Annotated in this window: 25 protein-coding genes; 11 read left to right on the forward strand and 14 right to left on the reverse strand. The window is 63.1% G+C overall.

What is annotated here, in order from left to right:
- Positions 1-73 precede the first annotated feature (73 nt).
- From phnC to phnG, 9 genes are all read right to left on the reverse strand, one after another.
- On the reverse strand, positions 74-940 hold the full coding sequence (gene phnC, locus NKJ20_RS20425; protein ID WP_352746376.1) for a phosphonate ABC transporter ATP-binding protein: 867 nt from the start codon (positions 938-940) through the stop codon (positions 74-76).
- Between the two features lie 166 nt (positions 941-1,106).
- A complete protein-coding gene (locus NKJ20_RS20430) occupies positions 1,107-1,817 on the reverse strand; it encodes a DUF1868 domain-containing protein (RefSeq protein WP_352539452.1) in 711 nt (236 codons plus the stop codon).
- 551 nt (positions 1,818-2,368) lie between these two features.
- Positions 2,369-2,986: a DapH/DapD/GlmU-related protein gene (locus NKJ20_RS20435; protein WP_352746378.1), complete on the reverse strand. Its 618-nt coding sequence runs from the start codon at positions 2,984-2,986 to the stop codon at positions 2,369-2,371.
- Positions 2,983-3,690, reverse strand: coding sequence for a phosphonate C-P lyase system protein PhnL (gene phnL / locus NKJ20_RS20440; protein ID WP_352746381.1), 708 nt, complete (start codon positions 3,688-3,690; stop codon positions 2,983-2,985). The genes NKJ20_RS20435 and phnL overlap by 4 nt, the downstream gene beginning before the upstream one ends.
- A gap of 2 nt (positions 3,691-3,692) precedes the next feature.
- Complete coding sequence (phnK, locus tag NKJ20_RS20445; RefSeq protein ID WP_352746383.1) at positions 3,693-4,469, reverse strand: phosphonate C-P lyase system protein PhnK; 777 nt, start codon at positions 4,467-4,469, stop codon at positions 3,693-3,695.
- Positions 4,466-5,377 carry an alpha-D-ribose 1-methylphosphonate 5-phosphate C-P-lyase PhnJ gene (locus NKJ20_RS20450; RefSeq protein ID WP_352746386.1) on the reverse strand — a complete coding sequence of 304 codons (912 nt, stop codon included), beginning with the start codon at positions 5,375-5,377 and terminating at the stop codon, positions 4,466-4,468. Before NKJ20_RS20450 ends, phnK begins: the two co-directional genes overlap by 4 nt.
- Positions 5,374-6,486 (reverse strand): carbon-phosphorus lyase complex subunit, encoded by a 1,113-nt coding sequence (locus NKJ20_RS20455; protein ID WP_352746388.1) that lies wholly within the window; start codon positions 6,484-6,486, stop codon positions 5,374-5,376. The genes NKJ20_RS20450 and NKJ20_RS20455 overlap by 4 nt, the downstream gene beginning before the upstream one ends.
- Position 6,487: 1 nt before the next feature.
- Positions 6,488-7,099: a phosphonate C-P lyase system protein PhnH gene (gene phnH, locus NKJ20_RS20460; RefSeq protein WP_352746390.1), complete on the reverse strand. Its 612-nt coding sequence runs from the start codon at positions 7,097-7,099 to the stop codon at positions 6,488-6,490.
- Positions 7,099-7,560, reverse strand: coding sequence for a phosphonate C-P lyase system protein PhnG (phnG, locus tag NKJ20_RS20465; protein ID WP_352746392.1), 462 nt, complete (start codon positions 7,558-7,560; stop codon positions 7,099-7,101). Before phnG ends, phnH begins: the two co-directional genes overlap by 1 nt.
- Before the next feature lie 134 nt (positions 7,561-7,694).
- Here phnG and phnF point away from each other — a divergent pair, with 134 nt between their 5' ends.
- A complete protein-coding gene (phnF, locus tag NKJ20_RS20470) occupies positions 7,695-8,438 on the forward strand; it encodes a phosphonate metabolism transcriptional regulator PhnF (RefSeq protein WP_352448378.1) in 744 nt (247 codons plus the stop codon).
- Positions 8,439-8,456: 18 nt separating this feature from the next.
- On the opposite strand, the gene NKJ20_RS20475 is transcribed toward phnF, so the two are convergent.
- The 5 genes from NKJ20_RS20475 to NKJ20_RS20495 form a co-directional block, all read right to left on the reverse strand.
- Entirely contained in the window at positions 8,457-9,473 is a 1,017-nt protein-coding gene (locus tag NKJ20_RS20475; RefSeq protein ID WP_352746395.1) for a zinc-binding alcohol dehydrogenase family protein, read from the reverse strand.
- A gap of 70 nt (positions 9,474-9,543) precedes the next feature.
- Positions 9,544-10,509, reverse strand: coding sequence for an ABC transporter permease (locus NKJ20_RS20480; protein WP_352448376.1), 966 nt, complete (start codon positions 10,507-10,509; stop codon positions 9,544-9,546).
- The gene (locus NKJ20_RS20485) at positions 10,506-12,059 is read right to left on the reverse strand and encodes a sugar ABC transporter ATP-binding protein (protein ID WP_352746398.1); all 1,554 of its coding nucleotides are present in this window, start codon (positions 12,057-12,059) and stop codon (positions 10,506-10,508) included. Before NKJ20_RS20485 ends, NKJ20_RS20480 begins: the two co-directional genes overlap by 4 nt.
- A 104-nt stretch (positions 12,060-12,163) precedes the next feature.
- Positions 12,164-13,159, reverse strand: a complete 996-nt coding sequence (locus NKJ20_RS20490; RefSeq protein WP_352746401.1) for an ABC transporter substrate-binding protein — start codon at positions 13,157-13,159, stop codon at positions 12,164-12,166.
- 329 nt (positions 13,160-13,488) lie between these two features.
- Positions 13,489-14,994: a UxaA family hydrolase gene (locus NKJ20_RS20495; protein WP_352577423.1), complete on the reverse strand. Its 1,506-nt coding sequence runs from the start codon at positions 14,992-14,994 to the stop codon at positions 13,489-13,491.
- 255 nt (positions 14,995-15,249) lie between these two features.
- Between NKJ20_RS20495 and NKJ20_RS20500 the strand changes: the two genes are divergently transcribed.
- From NKJ20_RS20500 to NKJ20_RS20545, 10 genes are all read left to right on the forward strand, one after another.
- Entirely contained in the window at positions 15,250-16,152 is a 903-nt protein-coding gene (locus NKJ20_RS20500) for a GntR family transcriptional regulator (RefSeq protein ID WP_352746403.1), read from the forward strand.
- Positions 16,153-16,271: 119 nt separating this feature from the next.
- A complete protein-coding gene (locus NKJ20_RS20505) occupies positions 16,272-16,628 on the forward strand; it encodes a DUF2946 family protein (RefSeq protein ID WP_352746405.1) in 357 nt (118 codons plus the stop codon).
- A gap of 101 nt (positions 16,629-16,729) precedes the next feature.
- Positions 16,730-17,266 (forward strand): copper chaperone PCu(A)C, encoded by a 537-nt coding sequence (locus NKJ20_RS20510; RefSeq protein ID WP_352746407.1) that lies wholly within the window; start codon positions 16,730-16,732, stop codon positions 17,264-17,266.
- 25 nt (positions 17,267-17,291) lie between these two features.
- Positions 17,292-17,810: a YcnI family copper-binding membrane protein gene (locus NKJ20_RS20515; protein WP_352746410.1), complete on the forward strand. Its 519-nt coding sequence runs from the start codon at positions 17,292-17,294 to the stop codon at positions 17,808-17,810.
- Between the two features lie 56 nt (positions 17,811-17,866).
- A complete protein-coding gene (locus NKJ20_RS20520; protein WP_352746412.1) occupies positions 17,867-19,492 on the forward strand; it encodes a copper resistance CopC/CopD family protein in 1,626 nt (541 codons plus the stop codon).
- Positions 19,493-19,632: 140 nt separating this feature from the next.
- The gene (gene gnd, locus NKJ20_RS20525) at positions 19,633-21,057 is read left to right on the forward strand and encodes an NADP-dependent phosphogluconate dehydrogenase (protein WP_352746415.1); all 1,425 of its coding nucleotides are present in this window, start codon (positions 19,633-19,635) and stop codon (positions 21,055-21,057) included.
- 187 nt (positions 21,058-21,244) lie between these two features.
- Positions 21,245-21,475, forward strand: a complete 231-nt coding sequence (locus NKJ20_RS20530) for a hypothetical protein (RefSeq protein WP_352746417.1) — start codon at positions 21,245-21,247, stop codon at positions 21,473-21,475.
- A 443-nt stretch (positions 21,476-21,918) separates the two neighbouring features.
- Positions 21,919-23,097 carry a GmrSD restriction endonuclease domain-containing protein gene (locus tag NKJ20_RS20535; protein ID WP_352746420.1) on the forward strand — a complete coding sequence of 393 codons (1,179 nt, stop codon included), beginning with the start codon at positions 21,919-21,921 and terminating at the stop codon, positions 23,095-23,097.
- On the forward strand, positions 23,094-24,209 hold the full coding sequence (locus tag NKJ20_RS20540; RefSeq protein ID WP_352746422.1) for an AAA family ATPase: 1,116 nt from the start codon (positions 23,094-23,096) through the stop codon (positions 24,207-24,209). Before NKJ20_RS20535 ends, NKJ20_RS20540 begins: the two co-directional genes overlap by 4 nt.
- Positions 24,206-25,201 carry a hypothetical protein gene (locus NKJ20_RS20545; RefSeq protein ID WP_352746425.1) on the forward strand — a complete coding sequence of 332 codons (996 nt, stop codon included), beginning with the start codon at positions 24,206-24,208 and terminating at the stop codon, positions 25,199-25,201. The genes NKJ20_RS20540 and NKJ20_RS20545 overlap by 4 nt, the downstream gene beginning before the upstream one ends.
- The last annotated feature ends 28 nt before the right edge of the window (positions 25,202-25,229 follow it).

Genomic DNA, 25,229 nt, shown 5'->3' on the forward strand with positions numbered 1-25,229 from the left:
TCCCGGCCTCGCGCCGGTAGCGTTCGAATTTTTTGACAGGTGCCTTTGACGCGGGCGGGCGATCAGGCCGTTCTCAATATCCCGGGAATGCGGGCTCGAGCGGTCCGGCGGATGCAGCGATTTTCTGTTTGATGGCGACACTGGTGGAGGTGATGGCCTCGGAGATTTCGCCGCCATTGCTGTCGGCGCCGTAGACCATGCGCACGGCCTCGCGGTTGAGGGCTTCGGGCGGGCCGTCGAAGACGACCTTGCCGGCGGCCATGCCGATGATGCGGTTGCAGTAGGTGCGGGCCGTATCCAGCGTATGCAGATTTGTGATGACGGTGATGCCCTCGCGCAAATTGATGTCCTGCAGCGAATCCATCACCACCTTGGCGTTGAGCGGATCGAGCGAGGCAATCGGCTCATCCGCCAGCAACACCTTCGGCTGCTGCATCATGGCGCGCGCAATCGCAACGCGCTGCTGCTGGCCGCCGGAAAGTGTGCCGGCCGGCTGCAGGGCGGTGCGGGCGATGTCGAGGCGCTCGAGGGCTGCAACCGCCTCGGCGCATTCACCGCGGGAGAACATGCCAAATAGGTTGGACAGCGTCGAGCGGTGGTTGAGCCGGCCGAGCAGCACATTGGTCAGCACATCGAGGCGCGGCACGAGATTGAACTGCTGGAAGATCATGGCGCAGTCGCGCTGCCATCGCCGGAGCGGCGAGCCGCGCAACCGGGAAATTTCGGCGCCGTCAAAAAAAATCGATCCTTGGCTCGGATCGATGAGGCGGTTGATCATGCGCAGAAGCGTCGATTTGCCGGCGCCGGAGCGACCGATGATGCCGACCATCTGACCGTGCGGAATCGAGATGTCGACATTGCTGACAGCGGTGTTCTTGCCGAACCGGCGGGTGACGCCGCGAATTTCGAGCGTTGCTGACATTTCTGGCGTTGCTGACATGGGTAAGTTCCAGTCCAGTCGCGGTTGAAGGTCTGTTAACCCTCGCTAGCGCAACGGCATGAACCTGCGGTGTCGGATTGATGTCAGTTTTGTTACTGCCCACAGGCGCGTTTGGCGCAGAGGCGAGTTGACCCAAACCGCTGCCGTCCGGGCGGCTTGGATGGGATCAGCCGAGGATCAGCAACTCCTCGAAATGCTCCATGTCCCTGAAGCGGCAAAAGGCAGGTGGCCGCAGCTCGATCACCGGAGCCTGGCGGGCAAACAGCGAGAGGCAATCGTCGAACAGATCTTGCCACTCGGACGCCCCTTCGTCCGCCAGACGCCGGATCTGGTAGGCGAACGTGATGTGGAAGACGTAAGTGTCGTGGTCGGGATGCCGGTATCCGAAAGGCGCCGACAAGGCATCGCGCCATGCGCGCAGGATATGCACGTCCTCATCGGTTGCGCCGGCAACGGTCAAGCCCGTCGGCACGACATCGACGACCTTGATCTTGAAGGCGCCGTAGCCTTCGAAGCCGTTCAGGCGTTCCTGATAGAGGCGGGTCATGTCGTCGATGCTGGTGTCGAGCGGCACATCCTCCGGCCAATAGGGAAGCCGGCGGCGGTATTCGATGATGCCCTGGAACAGCGTCATGTGCAGGCTGGAGACGGGCGTGAAGGCCAGCCCGTCGGCATCAGGCATGGCGCGCATGCGCTCACGCACGTCGATGATCACCGCTTCCGAAGCCGAGCCGTTGACGAGATGGCAGACGACCGTGTTGCCGGGCTCGTTGAGAAAATTACCAGAGGTGTCGTAGCGCCTGCCGAGATGCACCGGAGGGGTCGGGTTCGAGCCGGCAAAGAATCCGGCGAGCGAAGGTCTGACTGAAACAGGCATTGCGATCTCCAAAGGAAGGCCGCGTCCTGCCCCGACGATGTGTCAGGGACATGAAAACCGTGCCAAGAAGTAGAATATCAAAGGCATGATTCGCCAAGTGATGCTGCCGGGGTTTCCACATCATCAAGATTGAAATAAAGATTCAAACTCGTATCAAAGAGAGGCTTCCTAATTGCTACGTTGGCGCCAGTGGTTGCGACTGTATGCTGCAGGGGTAGTCGCTGCGATGAGTTTCACAGTGGCCCTGGTTTTGACGTCCATTATATCGGGTTGTTAGCTTGAACCATCCAATATCTGGATACTTGTACAATTATGGAAATGGGCGTGACGCGGCCATTATTCTAATGATTCTCATTTTTTTAATCGTTCTAGTTACGATAAATTTTGCAAATAAAGTTGAGGAAAAACCAAATCGCTTATAGATATTGGTTGTGACAAAAAATTTATAGAACTTATCAGGTTAAATCAGACTGGTGTTGCTATTCTTATTACGTTAGGATTTCTTTCTATTATTTTGGACATTTGCCTGAGCGGCTGACTTATTCAGGGCGTCAACCCCCATGCTTCTCCAAAAACTGATTGGCCTCCAGCTCGCGGAAATCGTCGAGCGCGGCGCGCAGCCTTGCATGGTCCCAGTCCCACCAGCCGAGCGCCTGGTAGCGCTCCGCGGTGCGGCGGTCGAAGCGTTCGCGGATCGGCTTGGCCGGTACGCCGGCGACGACGGTGTAGGGCGCGACGTCCTTCGACACCACCGCGCCGGCACCGACCGCCGCGCCATGGCCGACGGTGACGCCGGGCAGGATGGTCGAGCCGTGGCCGAGCCAGGTGTCGTGGCCGATGGTGACGCGTTTGGCGCGGCGCTTGGCGAAGAATTCGCTCTCGTGCTCGGCGTCGTCCCAATAATCCGAGGCGCGATAGGTGAAATGGTGCAGCGTCGGCCGCCAGGTCGGATGGTTGGTGGCGTTGATGCGCACGCTGGCGGCGATGTTGGCGAATTTGCCGATCGTCACGCACCAGACGCCACAGTCCTGCATCATGTAGGAATAGTCGCCGAGCGTGCTTTCCGACACCCGGCAGCGCTCGGCGATCTCGGTCCAGCGGCCGAGCGTCGAGTTCTCGACTTGCGCCGTCTCGTGGACCAGCGGCGTTTCCGACAGCTTTCTTGTCATGCGGCAATTTTCCCGGCGGCAAAAGCTGTCACGTCGATGACGCGGTCGGCCACCGCCTCGCGCACGTCGCGGTCGTGGAAGATACCAAGCAGGGCAACGCCGGCCGCCTTCTTGGCCGCGATCAGCGCAATCACCACGTCGCGGTTCCTGGCATCGAGCGAAGCGGTCGGCTCGTCGAGCAGCAGGATCGGATGCTCGGTGATGAAGCCGCGCGCGATGTTGACGCGCTGCTGTTCACCGCCGGAGAACGTCGCCGGCGGCAGCGCCCAGAGCTTCTCCGGCAGGTTGAGCTGCGCCAGCAAGGCACGTGCCTTGCCGTGCGCGACCTCGCGCTCCTCGCCGCGCTCGACCAGCGGTTCGGCGACGACATCGAGGGCGGAGACGCGCGGTACGGTGCGCAGGAACTGGCTGACATAGCCGATCGTGAGCCGGCGCACGGCAAGCACGGTGCGAGGGCTGGCCGTCGCGAGATCGATGAGCCCGTCCTCGTGCTGGACGATGATCTGGCCTTCGTCGACCGCATAGTTGCCGTAGAGCATCTTCAGGATCGAGCTCTTGCCGGCGCCGGACGGGCCGCCGAGCACTGCACATTCGCCGCTCCTGATCGAAAACGACACGCCGGCGACGACAGGCAGTTTGATGCCATCGCGCAGATGCATGGTGAAGCTCTTGGCGACATCGGAGACGACGAGCGGGGTTGCCATGGTTACACCTGAAGTATCGAGGAAACGAGAAGCTGGGTGTAGGGCGCGCGCGGATCGTCGAGCACGCGGTCGGTCAGGCCGCTTTCGACGACACGCCCGTCCTTCATCACCATCATGCGCTGCGATAGCAGCCGCGCCACCGCAAGGTCGTGGGTGACGACGATGGCCGCCAGGCCGAGATCGGTGACTAGTCCGCGCAGCAGGTCGAGCAGGCGCGCCTGCACCGAGACATCGAGGCCGCCGGTCGGCTCGTCCATGAACACCAGCCGCGGCCCGGTGACGAAGTTGCGGGCGATCTGCAGGCGCTGGCGCATGCCGCCGGAAAAGGCGCGCGGCTCGTCGTCGATGCGGTCCTCGTCGATCTCGACGCGCGACAGCCAGTCGACGGCAGTGGCGCGGATGTTGCCGTAGTGGCGGTCGCCCACCGCCATCAGCCGTTCGCCGACATTGGCGCCGGCCGATACAGTCATACGCAGCCCGTCGGCCGGATTCTGGTGGACGAAGCCCCAGTCGGTGCGCATCAGGAACCGGCGTTCCGCCTCGCTCATGCGGTAGAGCTCGCGGAACTGGCCGTCGCGCATGCGGTAGCTGGCGGTGCCGGAGCTCGGCAGCAGCCGGGTCGACAGGCAGTTGAGCAATGTGGTCTTGCCGGAACCGGATTCGCCGACGACAGCCAGCACTTCCCCCGGCCACAGGTCGAAGCTGACGTTCTCGCAGCCGACACGCGAGCCGTAGAATTTGGACAGTGCCGAGACGCGCAGCAGCGGTTCGTCGGTCATTGCGCCGGCTCCGTTTTTTCTGGGGCAAGATGAGTTTCAGGCGCGAGATGGCCGCGATGGCCCTCTTCGCGGCGCTTCTCGCAGTGGTCGGTGTCGGAGCAGACGAACATGTGGCCGCCATGGTCGTCGAGGATGACCTCGTCGAGATAGACGTTCTCGGCCGCGCACAGCGCGCAGGGCTGGTCGAAGGTCTGCACCTCGAAGGGATGATCCTCGAAGTCGAGGCTGACCACCTCGGTGAAGGGCGGCAGCGCATAGATGCGCTTCTCGCGGCCGGCGCCGAACAATTGCAAAGCCGGCGAACGATGCATCTTCGGATTGTCGAATTTCGGCGTCGGCGACGGGTCCATGACATAGCGGCCCTCGACCTTGACCGGGTAGGCGTAGGTGGTGGCGATGCGGCCGTGCTTGGCAATGTCCTCGTAAAGCTTCACATGCATGAGGCCGTATTCCTCCAGCGCATGCATCTTGCGCGTTTCGGTTTCGCGCGGTTCGAGGAAGCGCAGCGGCTCGGGGATCGGCACCTGATAGACCAGCACCTGGCCCGCCGTCAGCGGGTGCTCGGGGATGCGGTGGCGGGTCTGGATGATGGTCGCCTTCGCCGTCTCGGTGGTGACGGCGACATCGGCGACTTTCTTGAAGAAGGCGCGGATCGAAACGGCATTGGTGGTGTCGTCGGCGCCCTGGTCGATGACCTTCAGCACATCGTCGGGGCCGATGATCGAGGCGGTGACCTGGACGCCGCCGGTGCCCCAGCCATAGGGCATCGGCATTTCGCGCGAGGCGAACGGCACCTGATAGCCTGGGATAGCGATGCCCTTGAGGATTGCGCGGCGGATCATGCGCTTGGTCTGCTCGTCGAGATAGGCGAAGTTGTAGGTGGCGATGTCGGCTGCTTGCGCGGTCATTCGGCGGCCTCTCTCTTCTCTTCCACCTTGCCGGTATTCTCGCGGGCGTCATGCTCTGCGCGCATGCGACGCACCAGGTCGAGCTCGGCCTGGAAGTCGACATAGTGCGGCAGTTTCAGATGCTCGACGAAACCGGTCGCCCGGACATTGTCGGAATGCGAGATGACGAACTCCTCGTCCTGGGCTGCGGCGACGACATCCTCGGCGAATTCGCTCGCCCGCAAGGCACGGTCGCAAAGCGCCATGGCCATCGCCTTGCGCTCGCTCTGGCCGAAGACGAGGCCGTAACCGCGGGTGAACTGCGGCGGCGCCTTGGCCGAACCCTTGAACTGGTTGACCATCTGGCACTCGGTGACGCGCACGCTGCCGAGCGGTACCGCGAAGGGCAGTTCGGGCACGTCGAGTTCCAGCTCGACCTCACCGATGCGGACCTCGCCGACGAAGGGATGGTTGCGGGCATAGCCGCGCTGGGTGGAATAGCCGAGGGCCAGCAGAAAACCCTCGTCGCCGCGCGACAGCGCCTGCAGCCGGACGTCACGCGCCATCGGGAATTCCAGCGGTTCGCGGGTGATGTCGCCAGGAACGTGGTCCCCAGGCATTTCGCCATCCGGCTCGATCAGGCCTTCACGGGCAAGGATCGCCGAGACGCGCGGCATGGCCTGCGCTTCGCCTGCACGCTGTTCCGGCTCGGCGACATCGCCGCCGGTAGCAAGTTCGGGATCGAGCAGCCGGTGGGTGTAGTCGAAAGTCGGGCCGAGCAACTGGCCGCCGGGCAGATCCTTGTAGGTCGCCGACACCCGCCGCTCGACCAGCATCGTGCCGGTGTCGATCGCCCTGGTGTAGCCGAAACGCGGCAGCGTGGTGCGATAGGCGCGAACCAGGAAGATCGCCTCGATCATGTCGCCGCGCGCCTGGACGATGGCGAGTGCCGCCAATTCCCTGTCGTAGAGCGAACCTTCGCTCATCACCCGGTCGACGCCGAGCGCCAGTTGCTCGACGATCTGGTCGAGACGAAGTGCGGGCACCGAACGGTCGCCGCGCCGGCGGTCGGCGAGCAGTTTGTGAGCATTGCGAATGGCCGTCTCGCCACCCTTTACCGCAACATACATGCTACGCCTCCATGATCTTGATGCGCGTCGTGCGCGGCAGGCAGGCAACGCCGTCAGGGGTGGCGAGGACGATGTCGACACCGCGGGGAAAGCGCTGGTTGTTCTGCTTCCATTGTTCGACGAAATGGCGTGGCATTTGCGCCGGCGCGATCGTCGCAGTCTTCTCGATGCCCGGGCCTTCGAGCAGCAGCGGAGCGCCGGAGACGAGATCGCCGACCTCGAGGATCAGCGTCGTCGAACGATCGGGATAATCCTGGGTGCCTTGCGAAAACCCGTCGAGCGCCATCATCTCGGCCGGCGTGGCGATCAGCGCGAAATGCGCGTCGGCCGGGGTGTTGGCCAGCGGCGCGCCGGTATGGAAGCCAAGCCAGGATTTCACCGCCGCCGACCCCTGCAAAGCCGGGTCGAGCCAGAGCGGCGTGTCGTTGTCGCACAGCGTCAGCGCAACGGCGCCGGCGGTGGCCGACAGCGGCACCGGGGGGTGGGCAAGGGCCGGCAAGGGCTGGACGCTGCCCGGCCGCGCCATCGCGTCCATCACGGCACGGAATACGGTCTGGGCATTGAATACCGGATCGGCGAAGCCGCCTTCAATGGATTGAGTGGCGATATCCATCAGTCTTCTCCGCGCACCATGGTGAAGAAATCGACCTTGGTCGCCGCCGTTTCGGCGCGGCGCTGTTCACGCGCCTTGGCCAGTGCCGCCTGCAAGGGCGCAACGATCCTGGTCTCGACCTCGTTGCGGTGGGCAGGATCCTGCCAGAGCGCGTCGGCGATTGCAGCCAGCCTTGCCTTCTGCTTGTCGCGACCAAGCGCGTAGCAGTGGCCGACATGGCCGGACGCAAGCCGCACCGTGGCACGGGTGACCGTCGCCTCGCCGACATTGAAGGGCGCGCCGCCGCCGCCGATGCGGCCGCGTACCGTAACCAAGCCGGTTTCGGGGCCACGCAGAAGTTCCGCTTCGCAAGGCAGGCCGGTTTCGTCCCACAGGCGGACGATGTCTTCGCCGGCCGATTGCGCCAGCGTCGCCATCACGGCCTTGCGCTCGGCTTGCTCTCGCGCTTCCCGTCCTCGCATGGCCGTACTCCTCGTTTGCGTGCATTTGTCTATTGATATAGACAACTATACAAATCATATCCATTATCTAGCGCGTGTCCATGACGGGCACGTGACACGGGCCAAAAGATCGGCGCAAGGAATTGGGGCGGGAGATGATCGGACAAGCCAACAGCATCGAGCGGCGCAGCGGTGTCGCGCTGTGGCGGCAGATCGCCGACCAGATACTGCATTCGATCGCCGCCGGCGATTTTCCCGAGAATGCCGCGCTGCCGCCGGAGATCGCGTTGGCCGGACGCTATGGCGTCAACCGCCACACGGTGCGTAGCGCTATCGCAGCGCTGGTGCAGGAGGGTGTGCTCAGGGCGGAGCAGGGGCGCGGCACCTTCGTGCTGTCGCGCAAGCGGCTGTCTTATCCGATCGGCGCCCGCACCCGCTTTTCCGAGGGATTGCAAGGACAGGCGTCCGAGCGGCATATCACCTTGCTCGCGTCATCGATCGAGCCGGCCAACCGTCGTGTCGCAGAGGGCTTAGGCCTTGCGACGGGGGCCGATGTGATACGCCTGGAAACGCGCGGCGAAGCCGATGGAATGCCGGTGTCCCGCGCGGCCGGCTGGTTCGATGCCAGGCGCTTTGCCGGCATCGATGCCGCCATGGCGGAAACCGGTTCGATCACCGCATCGCTGGCACGTTTCGGCATCGACGACTATCTCAGGCAATCGACCGTGCTGTCGGCGCGCCATGCCGATGCCGCCGACCTTGCGGACCTCGAGCTGCAGCCCGGCGCCATCGTGCTGGTGACGGTCGCCGTCAACGTCACGCCCGACGGTCAGCCGATACAGTTTTCGGAGTCGCGCTTCCCGGCCGAGCGGATCGAGCTCAAATTGTCGGCGCTCTGAGATGCGGCAGCCCTGGCATCATCCGACTTGAATGACGGCCTTGATCAGGCCGGACTTCTCATGCGCCCAGCGGGCGAGGTCGTGCGGCGTCTCGCCAAGCGTGGTGCGGTGGGTGACCAGCTTTGCCAGCGGCAGCGCGCCGTTGCGGATCGAGGCGGCGACATGGTCGAAATCGGCACGCAGGGCGTTGCGGCTGCCGATCAGCATCATCTCGCGCTTGTGGAATTCGGGATCGGAAAAGGCGATGTCGTCCTTGACGACGCTGACCAGGACCAGCGCCCCGCCATGCGCGACATGGGCGAAGGCCGACTGCACCGACTGGGTGTTGCCGGTGGCATCGAAAACCACGTCGAAGCCGTCGCGGCCGGTTGCTTCCCGCACCAGGTCGGCAGCGGTACCTCGCGAGCCGTCGAGCGTCGCGAAGCCGAGTTCGCTTTCGGCAAAGCCAAGCCGTTCAGCGCTCATGTCGAGCAGCGTCACGTCGAGCCCGGCGATGCGGGCGAACAGCGCCGTGCCGAGCCCGATCGGGCCTGCACCGATGACCAGTGTGCGCGCACCTGGATCAGCGAGCGAGCGCCGCACGGCATGGGCGCCAATCGCCAGGAATTCGACGGCGGCGGCATCGGCCAGCGACAGGCCGTTTGCCGGATAAAGATTTTGCGCCGGCACCAGGATCTGCTCGCACATAGCGCCGTCGCGGTGGACGCCGAGCACCTCGATCCTGACGCAGCAATTCGGCTTGCCTTGCCGGCAGGCGATGCATTTGCCGCAGGCGAGATAGGGATTGACGATCACCGCTTCGCCGACGGCGAGATCGACGTCCTCGCCAACCTCGATCACGGTGCCGGAAACCTCGTGGCCCATGATGCGGGGATAGGCGAGGAACGGGTGCTTGCCTTCGAAGATGTGATAGTCGGTGCCGCAGATGCCGACATGGCTGACGGCGACCAGCGCCCAGCCGGCGGGGGGCGCGTCAGGCGCCGGACGATCTTCGAGGACAAGTTCGCCGGGCGAGCGGCAGACGACGGCTTTCATGCTTCAATCCAGTCGGTTCATGGCACCGCCGGCCCTGCTGTCGCGAGGCCGGCGGTTGTTGGGAGGCGGTCTATTTGCCGCGGCGGCGCAGTCCGTCGAAATAGACGATGACGATGATCAGCACGCCGGTGATGATGCGCTGCCAGAAGGCGTTGACGTTGAGCAGATTGGCGCCGTTGTTGATGGTGGCAAGGATGAAGGCGCCGAGCAGCGGTCCGTGCACGGAGCCGACAGCGCCGAACAGCGAGGTGCCGCCGATCACCGAGGAGGCGATCGCCTGCAATTCCCAGCCCTCGGCCTGCGTCGGATTGCCGATGCCGATGCGCGAGGCAAGCAGCACGCCGACGAAGGCCGCACACAGGCCCGACAGCGTGTAGGCCATGTAGATGGTGCGCTGGACGTTGACGCCTGACAGGCGCGACGCCTCGGCGTTGGAGCCGACCGAGAACAGATAGCGGCCCCAGCGGCTGTGGTGCAGGAAGATGTAGGCTGGGATGCCGACCAGGATCACCATCCAGAACAGATTGGGAACGCCGGCGAAGGAACTGCGCGAGAACGTCTGGAAGGCGTCGTTGTTGATCGAGATCGAGTTGCCATTGGTCATCAACAGACCGATGCCGCGCAGCGAGGTCAGCGTTGCCAGGGTGATGATGAAGGGCGGCAGGCCCATCTTGACGATGCCGAACCCATGGAACATGCCGATGGCGACGCCGACCAGCAAGGTGATCAGGATGGCGAGGAAAACCGGTGTGCCGGCGTTGATCAGCATCGCGACGATGACGGTGGCGAAGCCGACCACGGCGCCGACGGAAAGGTCGATGCCGCCGGTGATGATGACGAAGGTCTGGCCGACCGCCAGGATGGCGATCATCGACCCTTGCCGCAACAGGTTGGAGATGTTGTTGGCGGAGGCGAAGCTCGGCGTCGCCACCGACAGGATGATCCATAAAAGAACCAGCAGCGCCAGCAGTGTCAGCCCGAACAGGGCGTTGTAGTTGCGTTTCGGCCTTTCGGCAGCGATCGCCTCGGTGCTCATATCTTCCCTCCCGGTCTTTCTTGTTTCTCGGCCAGCGCCTGGGTGAGGATCTCCTCGTGATCAGCGGTACGAAAGCCGTGCGTGGCCACCAGCTTGCCGCGCCGGAACACGTGCAGCGTGTCGGCGAGTTCATAGACCTCGGGCAGGTAGGACGAGATCAGGATGATGCCGGCTCCCTTGGACAACAGCGCGCCGAACAGGCGGTAGATCTCGGCCTTGGTGCCGACGTCGACGCCGACAGTCGGCTCGTCGAAGATGAACAGCTTGGCGCCATGGGCGAGCCATTTGCCGATGACGATCTTCTGCTGGTTACCGCCGGACAGGCTGGAGGCCAGCGCGCCGCGCGTCGGCGTCTTGATGCGCAGGTCGGCGATCTGGCGATCGGCTTGCGCCTTTTCCTGCGCGCGGGAGATCAGCAGATTGCTCGAGATGCGCTTGTAGATCGGCAGATTGAGGTTGAGTCCGACCGGCAGGTTGAGGCAGAGGCCCTGGTCGCGGCGGCTTTCCGGGGCCAGCGCCATGCCGAGCCTGATCGCGTCATGTTCGGAATTGACCTTGACCTCCTTGCCCCCCCAGAGGATCTGGCCGGCCGATTTGCGGTGGCGGCCATAGAGCGTGGTGACGAACTCGCTGCGCCCGGCGCCGATCAGGCCGTAGAGGCCGACGATCTCGCCGGCGCGGACGGACATCGAGACATTTTCGAAACCCTTGCCGGACAGGTTCCTGGTTTCGACGATGGTCGCGCCGGGGGTGAAATGCTCCTTGTGGTAGACCTGCTCGATCGAGCGGTTGATCATCATCTTGACCAGCTCGGCGTCATTGGTCTCGGCAATGTTCCTGGTGCCGACCAGCGTGCCGTCGCGCAGCACCGAGACGCGGTCGGCGAGCTCGAACACTTCTTCCATGCGATGGCTGATGTAGATGATGGTGACGCCTTCGCCCTTCAGCCGGCGGATCAGCGTGAACAGCTGGTCGGCCTCCTTACGGGTAAGATAGGCGGTCGGCTCGTCGAAGATCAGGAATTTGGTGCCGCGCACCGTGGCGCGGGCGGCGGCGATCAACTGCTGCTGGCCGATGGTCAGGTCACCCAGCATGACATGCGCCGGCAGGTCGAAGCCGAGATCGTCGATGATCTTCTGCGCCTGCCTGACCATCGCCCGCTGCTGCAGGATGCCGAAGCGGGAATCCTCCTCGCCGAGGAACATGTTGGCGGCGACGGTGAGATGGCGGCACAGGACGACTTCCTGATGCACGGCATTGATGCCGAGCGCCATCGCCTCATGCGGCGTTGCCAATGCGGCAGGCTTGCCCTCCCAGATGACATCGCCGGAGGTGCGCGGCATGACGCCGGTAAGAAGCTTGATCAGGGTGGATTTGCCGGCGCCGTTCTCGCCGACGATGGCGTGGATCTCGCCGGCCTTAAAGGCGAGATCGACCGGCTTCAGCGCATGGGTGCCGGGATAGCGCTTTTCCAGCCCGCGGAGTTCGAGGATGGTCCTGCCCGGTTCCAGCGTTGGGGCCGGATGGAGTTCCTGCGCCGTCGACATCATGACAATCCTCCCAGATTGGCCACCAAAGATTGGCCTCGCGATTGGCACGAGTGGGATGTTTCCGGGGCGAAAAGGCCCCGGAAACAGTTCACTTGCGGCTATGCTCAGTCGAGCTTCGGGTTGAGCAGCGCGTCGATCTTCGGATCCTTCATGTTGGCCTTGGTAACCAAATTGGCGCCGGTATCGACATTGGCCTCGACCTTCTCGCCCTTCGAGGCGGCGAGCGCCGTCTTGATGCCGTCATAGCCCATCCGGTACGGATCCTGAACGACGAGAGCCGAAATGACGCCGTCGTTGAGGAACTTGATCAGCTTCTCGTCGCTGTCGAAACCGACCAGCCCGACCTTGCCGGCAAGACTGTTCTCGGCGATCGCCTGACCGACGCCCTGCGCCATGATCAGGTTGGAGGCGAAGATGCCCTTGAGGTTGGGGTTGGCGGTGATCAGGTCGGTGGCGATGTTGAGGCCGGTGGTGGCCTGGCCGTCGGCGTATTTGTCGGCGACCAGCTTGAGGCCCGGATATTTGGCAGCGAGCTGTTCCTTAAAACCCTGGGCCCGCTGTTCGAGCGAGCCGGCGCCCGGAAGAGCGGTGATCAGGGCGACGTCGCCCTCGACCTTGCCGCCATTGGCTTCGCCGATGGCTGCGGCAAGGCCGTCAGCGGCGACGCGGCCGCCCTGGATGTTGTCGGTGGTCAGGAACGAGGTGAAGGCTTTGGAGTCGGCGCCGGAGTCGATGCCGATGATCTTGACCTTGGTGGCGGCCTCGTCGATCGGCTTGCCGAGCGCCTTGGCTTCGGTCGGCGCGATGACGACGGCGGCCGGGTTACCGGCGACGGCATTTTCGAGGATCGAGATCTGGCCGTTGACGTCGGTCTCGGCCTGGGCGCCGAGTTCCGGCACGTTGACGCCGAGATCCTTGCCGGCCTTGCGGGCGCCGGCCAGAACGATCTGCCAGTAGAAGGACGTGGTGTCCTTGACGATGATCGGAATGGTCGCGTCGGCCGCGGATGCCGGGGCCGAGTGCATCACGCCGGCAATCATCGAGGCGGCTGCGAGTGCCACGAAGGCGCGGCGATTGAGAATGCTGGTCACGAATTTCATTAGGAGTCCTCCCTAAGTCGCCCGGTGAATGTTACGGAAGCTCCATTCGGATGGCGCGGCCCAAACGGAACTTTATCAATAAAAAACATTTACCGCATTTTGATAGTGCATCACCTCGGTCGGCGCAAGCGATGTTTGATGGCCGCTCGAATGGCTGGGCGGGAAAGCTTGCTCCCTCGGAACTCCGCTGCCAATCTCCTCCAATATGTCGCATGGAATATTAATTCCATCATCCAGTCAATATGGAATGTTCATTCTTTTTCGGGAGCGTTGGAACTGTGACGCCTGGCGATCACGTCCGGTGTTCGCGATTATTGCGCATGTCCGGCTTAGAGCGTCGCTCCGAGATGCCAAGGCACGAACTCGTTGTCGCCGTAGCCGAACTCTTCGCTCTTGGTCTTGCGGCCCGAAGCCGTCTCGACGATCAGTTCGAAGATCTCGCGGCCCATGCCGGCGATGGTCTTTTCGCCCGAGGCGATGACGCCGCAATTCACGTCCATGTCCTCCTCCATCGTGTGATACATGGTCGAGTTGCTGGCGACCTTGATCGACGGCGTCGGCCGGCAGCCGAAGCAGGAGCCGCGGCCTGTGGTGAAGACGATGACGTTGGCGCCGCCCGCCACCTGGCCGGTGGCCGAGACCGGGTCGTAGCCGGGCGTGTCCATGAACACCAGCCCGTGCCCGGTGACCTTTTCGGCATAGCCGAAGACGCCGTTGAGCGGCGTCTGGCCGCCCTTGGCGACCGCGCCGAGCGACTTTTCCAGGATGGTGGTCAGGCCGCCGCGCTTGTTACCCGGTGAGGGATTGTTGTCGATCGATGCGCCATGCTTGGCGACGTGGTCTTCCCACCATTTCACATAACCGTCGAGCTTGGCGGCGATCTCGGGGGTTGCGGCGCGATAAGCGAGCAGGTGCTCGGCGCCGTAGATCTCCGTCGTCTCGGAGAGGATGCCGACACCGCCGACGCCGGCCAAAATGTCGACCGCGGCACCCAGCGCCGGATTGGCGGTGATGCCGGACATGCCGTCGGAGCCGCCGCATTGCAGGCCGACGACGATCTCGCTGACCGGGATCGGCTCACGCTGAAGCTTGCCGACCTCCTCGGCGATCTCGGCCAGCACGACCAGCGCCTTCTCGACCGATTTGCGCGAGCCGCCGGCTTCCTGGATGTTGAAATGACGTTTTCCCGCGGCAACGCCCTTCTGGCCGTAGAGGGTGAGCTGGTTGACCTCGCAGCCGAGCCCGACCATCAGCACACCACCAAAATTCGGATGACGGGCGTAGCCGGCCAGCGTGCGGTGTAGCACCATCATGCCGTCGCCGGTGGCGCTCATGCCGCAGCCCTGGCCGTGGACGATCGGGACGAAGCCGTCAATGCCGGGATATTGCGGCAAAAGCGTGCGGTTCGCCGCGTCGGCGATGGCGTGGCAGACGGTGGCCGAGCAATTGACGCTGGCGAGAATGCCAATGAAGTTGCGCGTGCCGGCGCGGCCGTCGGCGCGGCGGTAGCCCATGAAGGTGCGGGCGCGGTCGGCCTCGGTCGCATGCACTGCCTCGCTCGGCGGCACCACCGGCAAACGCCCGCTTTCGAAGACCAGATTGTGCGAATGGACATGCTCGCCGGGCGCGATGTCTTGCGTGGCGCGGCCGATCGCCTGGGCGTATTTGACCACGGCCTCGCCGGCCGCAATCGGCTTGATCGCCACTTTGTGGCCCGGCTCGATCACTGCGGCGGCGACGGCGCCGCCCGGCAGCACGGTGCCGATCTCGATGCGGCCATTGGCGACCGCGACATTGTCGGCGGGAGACAGAAGAATGCTGTTTGCGGCGTTCACGGGAGCTTCCTGGGTGTGTTCCTGGGTGCGCGAGCGGATTGACACGCGGCTCTTAACATATAATGTCTTTTATCGTGAAAAAACATTTTTGCGTCAATTGTTTTTTCGCCAGAGCGCGACGCGTCTTTGGATGCGAGAAGTAGGCTCTACAACCAAAACTAGCGTTGCGCATGATGTTTTCCGAAAAGGTACCGGTTTCATGCGCGAGAAACGCTTCACACCGGCCGCAAACGCCGATGCGCCACGGGGCAGGGGATGTCGAAGAGCAACAACGTTTACAAGGACGCCTATAATCGCGGTCTGAGGCTGCTCGACGAAACCAGGAGCCTGCCTTCGGAGCCGGAGCTGGGTACGCTGCTCGGCGTCAGCCGCACGACGGTCCGCACTATCCTTGCGCGCATGGAAGAAACCGGGCTGATCGACTGGAACAAGCGCAGCAAGACGGTCCTGCGCGAACCGCGACCGGACGATTTCTTCCCCGAGGAAGAAACCGATACGCTGGCCGAGATCATCGAGCGCTCCTTCATGCGGCGGCTGCTTGCCAGCGGTGCCGAAGCCGGCATGCAGATCAACGAGCTCGAACTGGCGCGCGAGATCGGCGTCGGCACCACTAGCGTGCGCGAATTCCTGATCCGCTTCTCGCGCTTCGGGCTGATCGAGAAGCGCCGCAACAGCCACTGGGTGCTGAAAGGCTTTACCCGCGCCTTCGCGCTGGAGCTTACCGAAATCCGCGAGATGTTCGAACTGCGCTCGGCCGCAGCCTTTGCCGCTCTGCCCGAGGACAGCCCGGTGTGGGACGACCTCGACCGCCTGGAAGACGAGCATCACCGGCTGGCGCGCGAGATCGCCGTGCGCTTCAACGAATTCTCCGAGCTTGACGAGCGCTTTCACCGGCTGATCCATCGGGCATCGCACAACCGCTTCATCGTCGATTTCTACGACGTCATCGCCATGATCTTCCACTACCACTACCAGTGGAACAAGGCGCAGGAGCGCGAGCGCAACGAAGTCGCGGTCCAGGAGCATCTCGCCTATATCGCCGCACTCAAATCGCGCGATCTCGCCAAGGTCGACGCCGCCTGCCGCAAGCACCTGAAATCGGCCCGCCACACGCTGCTGACGTCCATTCCCGAGGGCAGGCAGCCGCAACGCGCGTGATTGTGTTGCGTTGCCGCAGCAACGTTTTGGCGATTTTCCGGCCGCCGGCTCCGTGGTAGAGAGCTGACGTTGCTGCGTGAAGAGGCTGGTTCTTGACCATACGCCGGAGACGATGGAGCATGCCGGTCGTGTTCGCCGCGGCGTGGCTTTTCGTGCTCCAGTCGATATTCGGCGCGGTTGCTTCCGGCGTCGAGCCGAACGCCTCGCAATTCGATGCTTTCGGCAACACGATCTGCACCCATGGCGGTGCGGCGCAACTCCCCGCCGGTGATCCGCATCAGCAGCACATGCCGGCTTGCTGCATGCTTGGCTGCAACCTCGTTTCGGCGGTCTACGCGCCGCCCGATGCCGCCGGGAGCCTGGCTCGCAGCCTTTCCATCGAAACCATCGCCTTTTTCCTGCCGGCCTTCCGGCATCGCGATTTCGCCCGCGCCCGCACTCCGTCCAATCCGCGTGCACCACCGGCGACGGCCTGATCCGTTCTGGTTCGCGCCGCGCAACGCTTTGCCGGCGCGTTTATCGACATCGTTCGCGATCGGCCATCGGCGCGATCCCCCTTAAAGTCCACGGAGCAATCATGTCTCACTGTTTTCGCGCTGCCGCATCCAGCCGCAGGCGCTTCGCACTGGGTAGTTTCGAGCAGCGTCTCGGCATCGCCCTTTGCGCTCTTGCCCTCCTGTTCGCCAGCGCCCAGACGGTGTTGGCACACGAGTTCAAGCTTGGCGATCTCGAGATCGGGCACGCCTGGTCGCGCGCCACGCCAGCCGGCGCCAAGGTGGCCGGCGGCTACTTCACCATCACCAACACAGGCAGTGCGGCGGATCGCCTGCTGTCGATCACCTCCGACATTTCGGCCAAGGCCGAACTGCACGAGATGGGCGTCAGCAATGGCGTGATGACCATGCGGCCGGTCACCGGCGGCCTCGAAGTCCCGGCTGGCGGCAAGGTCGCGCTGGCGCCCAACGGCTATCATTTGATGTTCATGGATTTGAAGCGGCAGCCCAAGGAGGGCGAAACGTTCTCCGCCACGCTGACCTTCGAGAAAGCCGGGCCCGTGCAGATTGAATTCGCCGTGCAAGGCATCGGCAGCGCGGCGCCCCAGGACGACGACTGACTTGGCCGCTTCGAGAGGTAGCCTCATGAAGAAATCTCTTTTGCCCGGCTGCGTGCTTCTTGTCCTCGGGACCAGCGCGGCCTTTGCCCACATCACGCTCGAAACGCCGGAGGCGGCGGTGGGCTCGACCTACAAGGCGGTTCTTCGGGTGCCGCATGGCTGCGAGGGCAAGGCGACGACCGCGCTGCGCGTGCAGATCCCGGAAGGGGTGCTCTCGGTCAAACCGATGCCGAAGCCGGGTTGGACACTGCAGGTCAAGAACGGCAAATACGAAAAGTCCTACCAGCTCTACGGCCAGGCAGTGACCAGCGGCGTCAAGGAGATCGACTGGAGCGCCGGCAGCCTGCCGGACGAGTTCTATGACGAATTCGTCTTTCGCGCGACGCTGGCGTCCGACCTGCCGGCAGGCCAGATGCTGCATTTCCCGGTGGTGCAGGAATGTGACGGCATTGCAGATCGCTGGATCGAGATTCCGGCGGCCGGGCAGGCTGAGGACGCGCTGGAATTTCCGGCGCCCGGCCTCAAGCTGCTGCCGAAGACGTGATCCTTACGCGGCGCGCTCTATCCGAAAGAGCGCGCCGCTGTCTTTGTGGCGGTGACATGAGCGCGACATCCATCCTGCGAACGGCCTGCACAACCGGCCGGCTTGCCATCGGCCTGCTGGCTGCGATTGTGCTGCTTGCCACCATTGCCGCGCCAAACGCAGCCTTCGCCCATGCGGCGCTGATCAAGGCCGAGCCGGCTGACGGTGCGGTGCTGGCGCAGAGCCCGTCGCAGATGTCGCTGACCTTCAGCGAGCCGGTTTCGCCGCTGGTGCTGACGCTGGTGCGGCCCGACGGTACGTCGATCCCGCTGAGCTCTTTCCGGCTCAGCGGCCAGACCGTCGAGATCGACAATCCGCAGGCGCTGACGTCGGGCACGCATGTGCTGAGCTGGCGGGTAATCTCCGCCGACGGGCATCCGGTCGGCGGCTCGGTGCTGTTCTCGGTCGGTGCGCCGAGTGCTGCGCCGGCCGCCTCCGAAGCTGTCGACCGGGAGCTTCGAACGGCGATCTGGATCGGCAAGGTTTTTCTATACATCGGCCTGTTTTTCGGTGTCGGCGGTGCCTTTGCGCTAGGCTGGCTGGCGCAAGGCGGCCGATCCGGCCAGAACATGATCGTCGCCGCGATCCTGTGCGGGCTGGCCGCCGCACTCTTGTCGCTCGGTTTCCAGGGGCTGGATGCACTCGGCGCGCCGCTTGCCCTGCTGGCGCAGCCGGTCATCTGGCAGACCGCGCTCGGTACCAGCTTCGGCTGGACGGTGCTGATCGCGCTGATGGCGCTCGCCCTTGGCCTGCTATCGCTGGTCGTGTCGCCCGCCGACGCAAGGCCGCTCGCCTTGGCCGGACTGGTCGGCGTCGGCGCTGCACTTGCCGCCAGCGGGCATGCCAGTGCCGCCGAGCCGCAATGGCTGACAAGGCCGATGGTGTTTCTGCACGGCGTCGGCATTGCTGTCTGGGCCGGAGCGCTGACGCCGCTCGGTCTAGCCTTGAAACGGCAGCCGGCCGAAGCCGGGCCGTTGCTGCGCCGGTTTTCACGAGCGATCCTGTTCGTCGTGGCGGTGCTTGCGGCAGCCGGCATCGTGCTCGCCGTCATCCAGGTGCAAACGCCGTCGGCGCTGGTCCATACCGCTTACGGCCGGCTGCTGCTGCTCAAGCTGGTGCTGCTCGTCTTTCTGTTCACGCTCGCCGCCATCAATCGCTTCAAGCTTACGGCTCCGGCTGGGGCGGGCGAAACGGAAGTCGAGCGGCGGCTGGCCCGCTCGATCTTTATCGAGCTGCTGATCGTGGTGGCGATCTTCGGCGTTGCCGCCGGCTGGCGCTTCACGCCGCCGCCGCGGGCGCTGGCGATCGCCGCGGCACAGCCGGCATCGGTGCATATCCACACGCTGCAAGCGATGGCCGATCTCAGCATTGCGCCCGGCCACACCGGACCTGCTGCCGCTTCGATCTTCATCATGACCGGCGATTTCGGCCCGCTTGACGCCAAGCAGCTAACGCTGGTCCTGTCAAAGCCCGATTCCGGCATCGAGCCCATCAAACGCCCGGCGACGAATCCCGGCGACGGCACCTGGCGCGTCGACGATCTCGTCATTCCGGTCGCCGGCCGGTGGACGGCGCGGCTCGATATCCTGGTCTCGGATTTCGAGATGGTGAAGATAGAGGCGCCGATCGACATCAGGCCGTGACGACAGCGCTGGTCCACGCAAGACAATTCGGCGAGGCGGTTGACGCGGCCGCGAACCCCCGTCAATCATCGCCATCAAGAATGGGCGTCCAACCCAATCGCGGGCTCAAACCAACAAGATCCGAAAGCAGGGAAGAAACGATGGAAAAAGCCGAAATCGGCCTGATCGGCCTTGGCACGATGGGCTCCAACCTGGCGCTCAATATCGCCGAGAAGGGGCACCGCATCGCCGTCTTCAACCGCACCGCGGCGCGCACCGATGCCTTTGTCGAAAATGCCGGCGCGCTCAGGGATAGGGTGGTGCCTTGCTACAGCCTCGAGGAACTGGCGGCCGCGATCCGGCCGCCGCGGCCGATCATCATCATGGTGCTGGCCGGCAAGCCGGTCGACGAGCAGATCACGGCATTGCGCGGCGTGCTGTCGGCCAACGACATCGTCATCGACGCTGGCAATGCCAATTTCCGCGATACGATGCGGCGCTTTTCCGAGCTTACCGATTCGGGCCTGACCTTCATCGGCATGGGCGTGTCCGGCGGCGAGGAGGGCGCACGCCACGGTCCCTCGATCATGGTCGGCGGCACCGAAGAGTCCTGGAAGCGCGTCGAAAAGGTGCTGACCGCCATCTCGGCCAAGTTCAAGGGCGAGCCTTGCGCGGCGTGGCTTGGCACCGACGGCGCCGGCCATTTCGTCAAGACCATCCACAACGGCATCGAATATGCCGATATGCAGATGATCGCCGAGATCTACGGCATCTTGCGTGACGGGCTGGGCATGGGCCCGAAAGAAATCGCTGAGGTGTTTTCCCAGTGGAACACGGGCAGGCTCAACTCGTACCTGATCGAGATCACCGCCAAGGTGCTGGCCGCCGACGATCCCAAGACCGGCAAACCGGTGGTCGACATCATCCTCGACCGCGCCGGCCAGAAAGGCACCGGCAAATGGTCGGTGATCGAGGCGCAGCAGCTCGGCATCCCGGCCACCGCGATCGAGGCGGCGGTGGCGGCGCGCGTGCTGTCGTCGATCAAGGACGAGCGGCTTGCCGCCGAAAAGGTCTATGGCGGCGGCGTGAGCAGGATTTCCGGGGACAGGGACGCTCTGCTCGGCGATCTCGAGCTGGCGCTGTTTGCCGGCAAGATCGCCGCCTACGCGCAAGGCTTCGCGGTGATGAGCGGCGCGTCGAAGGAATTCAACTGGAACCTGCCGATGCCGGTCATCGCCAAGATCTGGCGGGCCGGCTGCATCATCCGCTCGCAATTGCTGGATACAATGGCGGAGGCCTTCGGCGCCGGCGGTGCGGCCACCAACCTGTTGATGGCGCCGGCTTTCGTCTCGTTGATGCAGGAGGCACATCCGTCGCTTCGCCGTGTCGTGGCAAGGGCAGCCGAAGCCGGCTCGCCGGTGCCGGCCCTGTCATCGGCACTTGCCTATTTCGACAGTTACCGGCAGGGCCGCGGCACTTCGAACCTGATCCAGGCGCAGCGCGATTTCTTCGGCGCGCACGGCTTCGAGCGCATCGATGGGCCGGGCGCCTTCCATGGCCCATGGGGGAGCGGCGCGGCGGGTTAGCGCCTGAACTTGGACGTAGAGTCCAATTTTGCGGTTGCCAGAAAGCAGATATCTCCAGCGACCAACTGGGTGTCGGGTCGCGCCAGGAACCTGCTATGCCGGTAGAGACGATTGACGGTCTCATCGGTATCGGCGGAGCCGCGAATCTGTGGTAAGCCGCCGCTCAACCAACCAAAGGACGACACCTGTGACCGAACCGACCGTGGCCCAGGCGACCGAAACTATCTATGCCTCCCTCCGGGCGGACAATGCCGACATCGACGCACATATCGCGACGCTTAAAGCGGCGCTGACACGAGAAGGGATAAAACAGGCGGTGTTCGATCCGACCAAGTTGGCGCAGAACAACCGCTCGGGGCGCAAGTTGATGCAGGCCTATTTTCGGCAGCGCGGCGTGAGCGTGAGGTTTTCGGACTAGTAGAGCCGCGTAGAGCCGCGCGCGGGTGATCTCAAGCGCGCCGTTGGGAATTCTCGGGCCGGTCCGGCGGTTCGCCATCTGGACGTCGGGACTGCGCCTAAATTCGGTCGTAGCGAGTATGTTTCCCACCTCCCTGAAGCGGAGATCGTGCACGCTTGAGGGCGTGGTTGCGCCAACAGCGGGCGTCTGGCTCGAATTTGTCGGACGTGTTGATCAGGTCCGGTTGCGTCCGACAGCTTGTGGAAGTTGAGGTCGGGAGTTATGTAGCAAAGACCGAGCTCGCCTCAGTCAGGGGCACGGGGCAGCTGTCCGGGCGGTATTCGCGCGATTTCGTCAGCCTCCTGCGGGGCGAACCCAGCCGTCTAATTCTTCGTCGAACCAATAGCGGCTCATTAACGCAATTCCGGCAAGAAGGCGTTTGAGGCAGATACTCGAGAGAGCAGATGAGCGAAGACATCCCTGAAGACATACTAGATCAAGAGGACCTGGATGGCCTCGACAATGTCGAGGACCCAGGGGGGCACGTGGGTTCGATCAAGCCGTGGGATCCGGGGAAGATCCGTATTACGACTAAATCTTTCACGTTGCGTGAGGTGGTAGAACAGATAGCGGACGGAGATATTGATCTGTCTCCAGACTTTCAACGCGAGTACGTATGGAAGACGCGCCAACGAACCCGCCTAATCGAGTCGATTCTTCTCGGAATTCCATTACCAGCGTTTTACTTCAATCAGGCCGAAAACGGCTCGTACCAAGTCGTCGATGGCGTTCAGCGTCTCTCCACGATCTCACTCTTTATGCGCGGCGAGCACAGGCTTTCCAATGTCGATTTGGAATACCTTTCGGACCTGCACGACCGTACCTATCGACAACTCGACCCCGCGGCACTGAGACGTTTCAGGAGCGCCCAAATCGTCGTACACGTGATCGAGCCACAGACGCCCGACGAGGTCAAATACGACATCTTTAACCGTGTGAATACTTTGGGAAGCCCGCTGTCCGCCCAAGAGATTCGCCATGCGATGAGCGATTTACGCTCTCGAACTTTCCTCGGACGCTTGTCAGAAAGCTCTGCGTTCGATGTCGCCACGGAGGGCCATTACTGGAAGAAGCTCCCTGATGGGAGAACTGTCCGGGACAGCGGCAGAATGGCGAACCGCGAGCTCGCACTGCGATTCTGTGCATTTCGCATTAGCAGCGTCGATCAATATCGACAGTTTCCAAGCCTCGATGCATTTCTAATGAACTTCACAAAACGCATCGACGGTACAGCTGGAGCCGCCATCTCAGATGGCGAACTCACAGTACTCGAGGTAGATTTCGGCCGGGCCATGACAGCTGCCTACAACATCCTCGGGCCTGCCGCGTTCAGACGCTGGCCTCTTGGGGCGGAACGTCGGGGTCCGATCAACCGCGCGGTCTTCGAGTCCCAAGCGAACGCTCTGGCAGATCATGACCTCGGCGTACTGACTCCTCGTCGGGAGGAAATCGTGCGTGCATTCCGACAAGCCTTCCTAGAACCCGATTACCTACGGGCAGTAACCGTTAGCACCGGCGACCCAAACCGAGTCGCCCACCGGCTTGAACGTACCCGCGCCATCCTCCGAGAGGTACTGAAGTGATCGTCGGAGCTAGGATTAAGGGATTGAAGCGTTTGAAAGACGAGCGCTTCGCCTTGGCCCCACTCACCGTCCTCACCGGACTCAACGGGTCCGGCAAGACATCGCTGCTACAGGCCATCCTAATGGCGGTTGAGGCCAGCACAACCAAATCTTCCTCCCTGAGTCTGAACGGCCCGTTCGGCCTCCATCTCGGCACGGCCGAGGATGTTCTGAATTGGGAGAGCGCCAGCCCGATAGAAATCGCGTTGGAGGAGGCGGGAGGCGAAACTGCGTGTTGGCGGCTCGCCGTCCCGTCAGAGGAAGCGCTATACCTAGACATCGTCGAAGCGCCGAGCAACTTACCCCGGCCATTCTCGGGTAAACCACGGGTGTTCACGTATCTTAGTGCGGAACGGCTTGGTCCGCGAGGATACACGGCAGCGTCGCCCCTTCCCGAAGCCGAGTTGGAGGTAGGAACTCACGGCGAGTATTGTGCCCACGTGCTTAGCGTGCTCGGTGATCGGGTGATCGAGGCTGTTGAGCGCGCCCATCCTCTAAACGATGCTACAACACCGCGCCTGCTAAAATACGAAGTAGAGGAGTGGCTAAGCGAGATAGCGCGGCCGATCGAGGTTACAGGCGAGCGCGCGCCGGGCACAACGGTGGCCGAGCTTAGGTACAGGTTGCCGAGGTCGACTTGGGTGAAATCCACGAACATGGGGTTCGGCGTCACCTACGCGCTTCCGATAATACTCGCTGGTCTGATTGCCGACAAAGGCGGCCTGATTCTCGTGGAAAATCCAGAGGCTCACCTACATCCCGCGGGTCAGTCGCGCATAGGCGTGTTTCTCGCTTGGCTTGCGGGCCGCGGCGTGCAGATGATTATCGAAACGCATTCGGATCACGTGGTAAATGGCATCCGGAGGGCAATTGCCGAGCAAGGCTATCTCAAACCAACTTCCGCGGTCCTGCATTGGTTTGGTGGTAGCGACAACGAGAGCGAGGCGGTCTTCGAAACGCTGTCGATCACCGAAACGGGCAGTGTCTCGAAGTGGCCCAAGGGCTTCTTTGATCAATACCAGAACGACGTCGCATCCCTCGGTCGGATCAGGCGCGGAAGACGCGAGCCGTGACGTTCATAGTCAATGGAGCGGACTGGAATTTTAGCGGCATGTCTGCCGGCGATGTTGGGCGTCTGATCGATCGGGCCTTGGACTTCGTAGCGGTTTCAGCCGATCGCGCCGAGGAGGTGATGATCGGGGACGACTTTCAAATAAAGCTTATGCATGGAGCCCTCACCCTCTGGGATTTGTTCTCGGAAGAGTCACCGTTACATCTGCGAGGGGAGATGGCGCAGGAATTAGCAGGTTGGCTCGGCCGGGCACAGCGCTACGCCGACACAGACGATTGGCCGGAGGGGTTCGAGGACCCGATGGTTTCAATTGACGGAGGACCGCCCACCTACAACGAAGACGTCGCTTGGGTCCACTACAGCAACCGGGCGGGGAGGGCAGCGGCCTGTGTCACGCTCTACGCAAATAGCATCGGGACCACCACTACAGCTACCGGAAACGCCGCCGTACACTTCGTCAGCGACGATGTTGGCCGCAAGCGCTACTGGCGAGACATGATCGTGCTTGAGGGAGACAATCTCGAAAGCTTGGTGTGCCACGCGCCCCACGCCTATCCGGACCTTCACTTCGTCGATGGTGTGATTACGCATGCCGATCACCTGTCCGGTGGTTATCTTGCGTCAAGGCAGCGGGTCCGAGCTGCGTTGGCAGCTCTAAATGACTGGGGACATTGGACGTTTACTTGGCCTCCGCCTGCGATCGCACCCGGAGAGGCACCACTGCATGTTTCCGATGCCCAACCCAGTCACCAGCTCGTAGAGCATCGTTTTACAGGCTTTGGTCTGAACGCCGCACCGGAGAAGCCAAATGTGCGCGACCACCGCGTCAGCCGCGAGGCACGCGAGATCGTACTAGGCGGCCGCACACTATATTGTGAATGGCATGTCAAGCTTGAGCCGCATCGAAACCGTATTCACTTCCACGCGCCCGTCCCGGAAAGTGGGGACAGGGTAGTCATAGGTATGATCACCGAACACCTTCCGCTACCGTAAGGAACCTCAAACGATCACGCTCCAGCAC

This window comes from Mesorhizobium sp. M0185, from assembly GCF_040322175.1.
GTDB lineage: Bacteria > Pseudomonadota > Alphaproteobacteria > Rhizobiales > Rhizobiaceae > Mesorhizobium.

Bases quoted from the DNA above. Each gene is read 5' to 3' on its own strand.
- phnC (WP_352746376.1), bottom strand. From the start codon at position 940: ATGTCAGCAACGCCAGAAATGTCAGCAACGCTCGAAATTCGCGGCGTC.
- NKJ20_RS20430 (WP_352539452.1), bottom strand. From the start codon at position 1,817: ATGCCTGTTTCAGTCAGACCTTCGCTCGCCGGATTCTTTGCCGGCTCG.
- NKJ20_RS20435 (WP_352746378.1), bottom strand. From the start codon at position 2,986: ATGACAAGAAAGCTGTCGGAAACGCCGCTGGTCCACGAGACGGCGCAA.
- phnL (WP_352746381.1), bottom strand. From the start codon at position 3,690: ATGGCAACCCCGCTCGTCGTCTCCGATGTCGCCAAGAGCTTCACCATG.
- phnK (WP_352746383.1), bottom strand. From the start codon at position 4,469: ATGACCGACGAACCGCTGCTGCGCGTCTCGGCACTGTCCAAATTCTAC.
- NKJ20_RS20450 (WP_352746386.1), bottom strand. From the start codon at position 5,377: ATGACCGCGCAAGCAGCCGACATCGCCACCTACAACTTCGCCTATCTC.
- NKJ20_RS20455 (WP_352746388.1), bottom strand. From the start codon at position 6,486: ATGTATGTTGCGGTAAAGGGTGGCGAGACGGCCATTCGCAATGCTCAC.
- phnH (WP_352746390.1), bottom strand. From the start codon at position 7,099: ATGGATATCGCCACTCAATCCATTGAAGGCGGCTTCGCCGATCCGGTA.
- phnG (WP_352746392.1), bottom strand. From the start codon at position 7,560: ATGCGAGGACGGGAAGCGCGAGAGCAAGCCGAGCGCAAGGCCGTGATG.
- phnF (WP_352448378.1), top strand. From the start codon at position 7,695: ATGATCGGACAAGCCAACAGCATCGAGCGGCGCAGCGGTGTCGCGCTG.
- NKJ20_RS20475 (WP_352746395.1), bottom strand. From the start codon at position 9,473: ATGAAAGCCGTCGTCTGCCGCTCGCCCGGCGAACTTGTCCTCGAAGAT.
- NKJ20_RS20480 (WP_352448376.1), bottom strand. From the start codon at position 10,509: ATGAGCACCGAGGCGATCGCTGCCGAAAGGCCGAAACGCAACTACAAC.
- NKJ20_RS20485 (WP_352746398.1), bottom strand. From the start codon at position 12,059: ATGATGTCGACGGCGCAGGAACTCCATCCGGCCCCAACGCTGGAACCG.
- NKJ20_RS20490 (WP_352746401.1), bottom strand. From the start codon at position 13,159: ATGAAATTCGTGACCAGCATTCTCAATCGCCGCGCCTTCGTGGCACTC.
- NKJ20_RS20500 (WP_352746403.1), top strand. From the start codon at position 15,250: ATGTCGAAGAGCAACAACGTTTACAAGGACGCCTATAATCGCGGTCTG.
- NKJ20_RS20505 (WP_352746405.1), top strand. From the start codon at position 16,272: ATGCCGGTCGTGTTCGCCGCGGCGTGGCTTTTCGTGCTCCAGTCGATA.
- NKJ20_RS20510 (WP_352746407.1), top strand. From the start codon at position 16,730: ATGTCTCACTGTTTTCGCGCTGCCGCATCCAGCCGCAGGCGCTTCGCA.
- NKJ20_RS20515 (WP_352746410.1), top strand. From the start codon at position 17,292: ATGAAGAAATCTCTTTTGCCCGGCTGCGTGCTTCTTGTCCTCGGGACC.
- NKJ20_RS20520 (WP_352746412.1), top strand. From the start codon at position 17,867: ATGAGCGCGACATCCATCCTGCGAACGGCCTGCACAACCGGCCGGCTT.
- gnd (WP_352746415.1), top strand. From the start codon at position 19,633: ATGGAAAAAGCCGAAATCGGCCTGATCGGCCTTGGCACGATGGGCTCC.
- NKJ20_RS20535 (WP_352746420.1), top strand. From the start codon at position 21,919: ATGAGCGAAGACATCCCTGAAGACATACTAGATCAAGAGGACCTGGAT.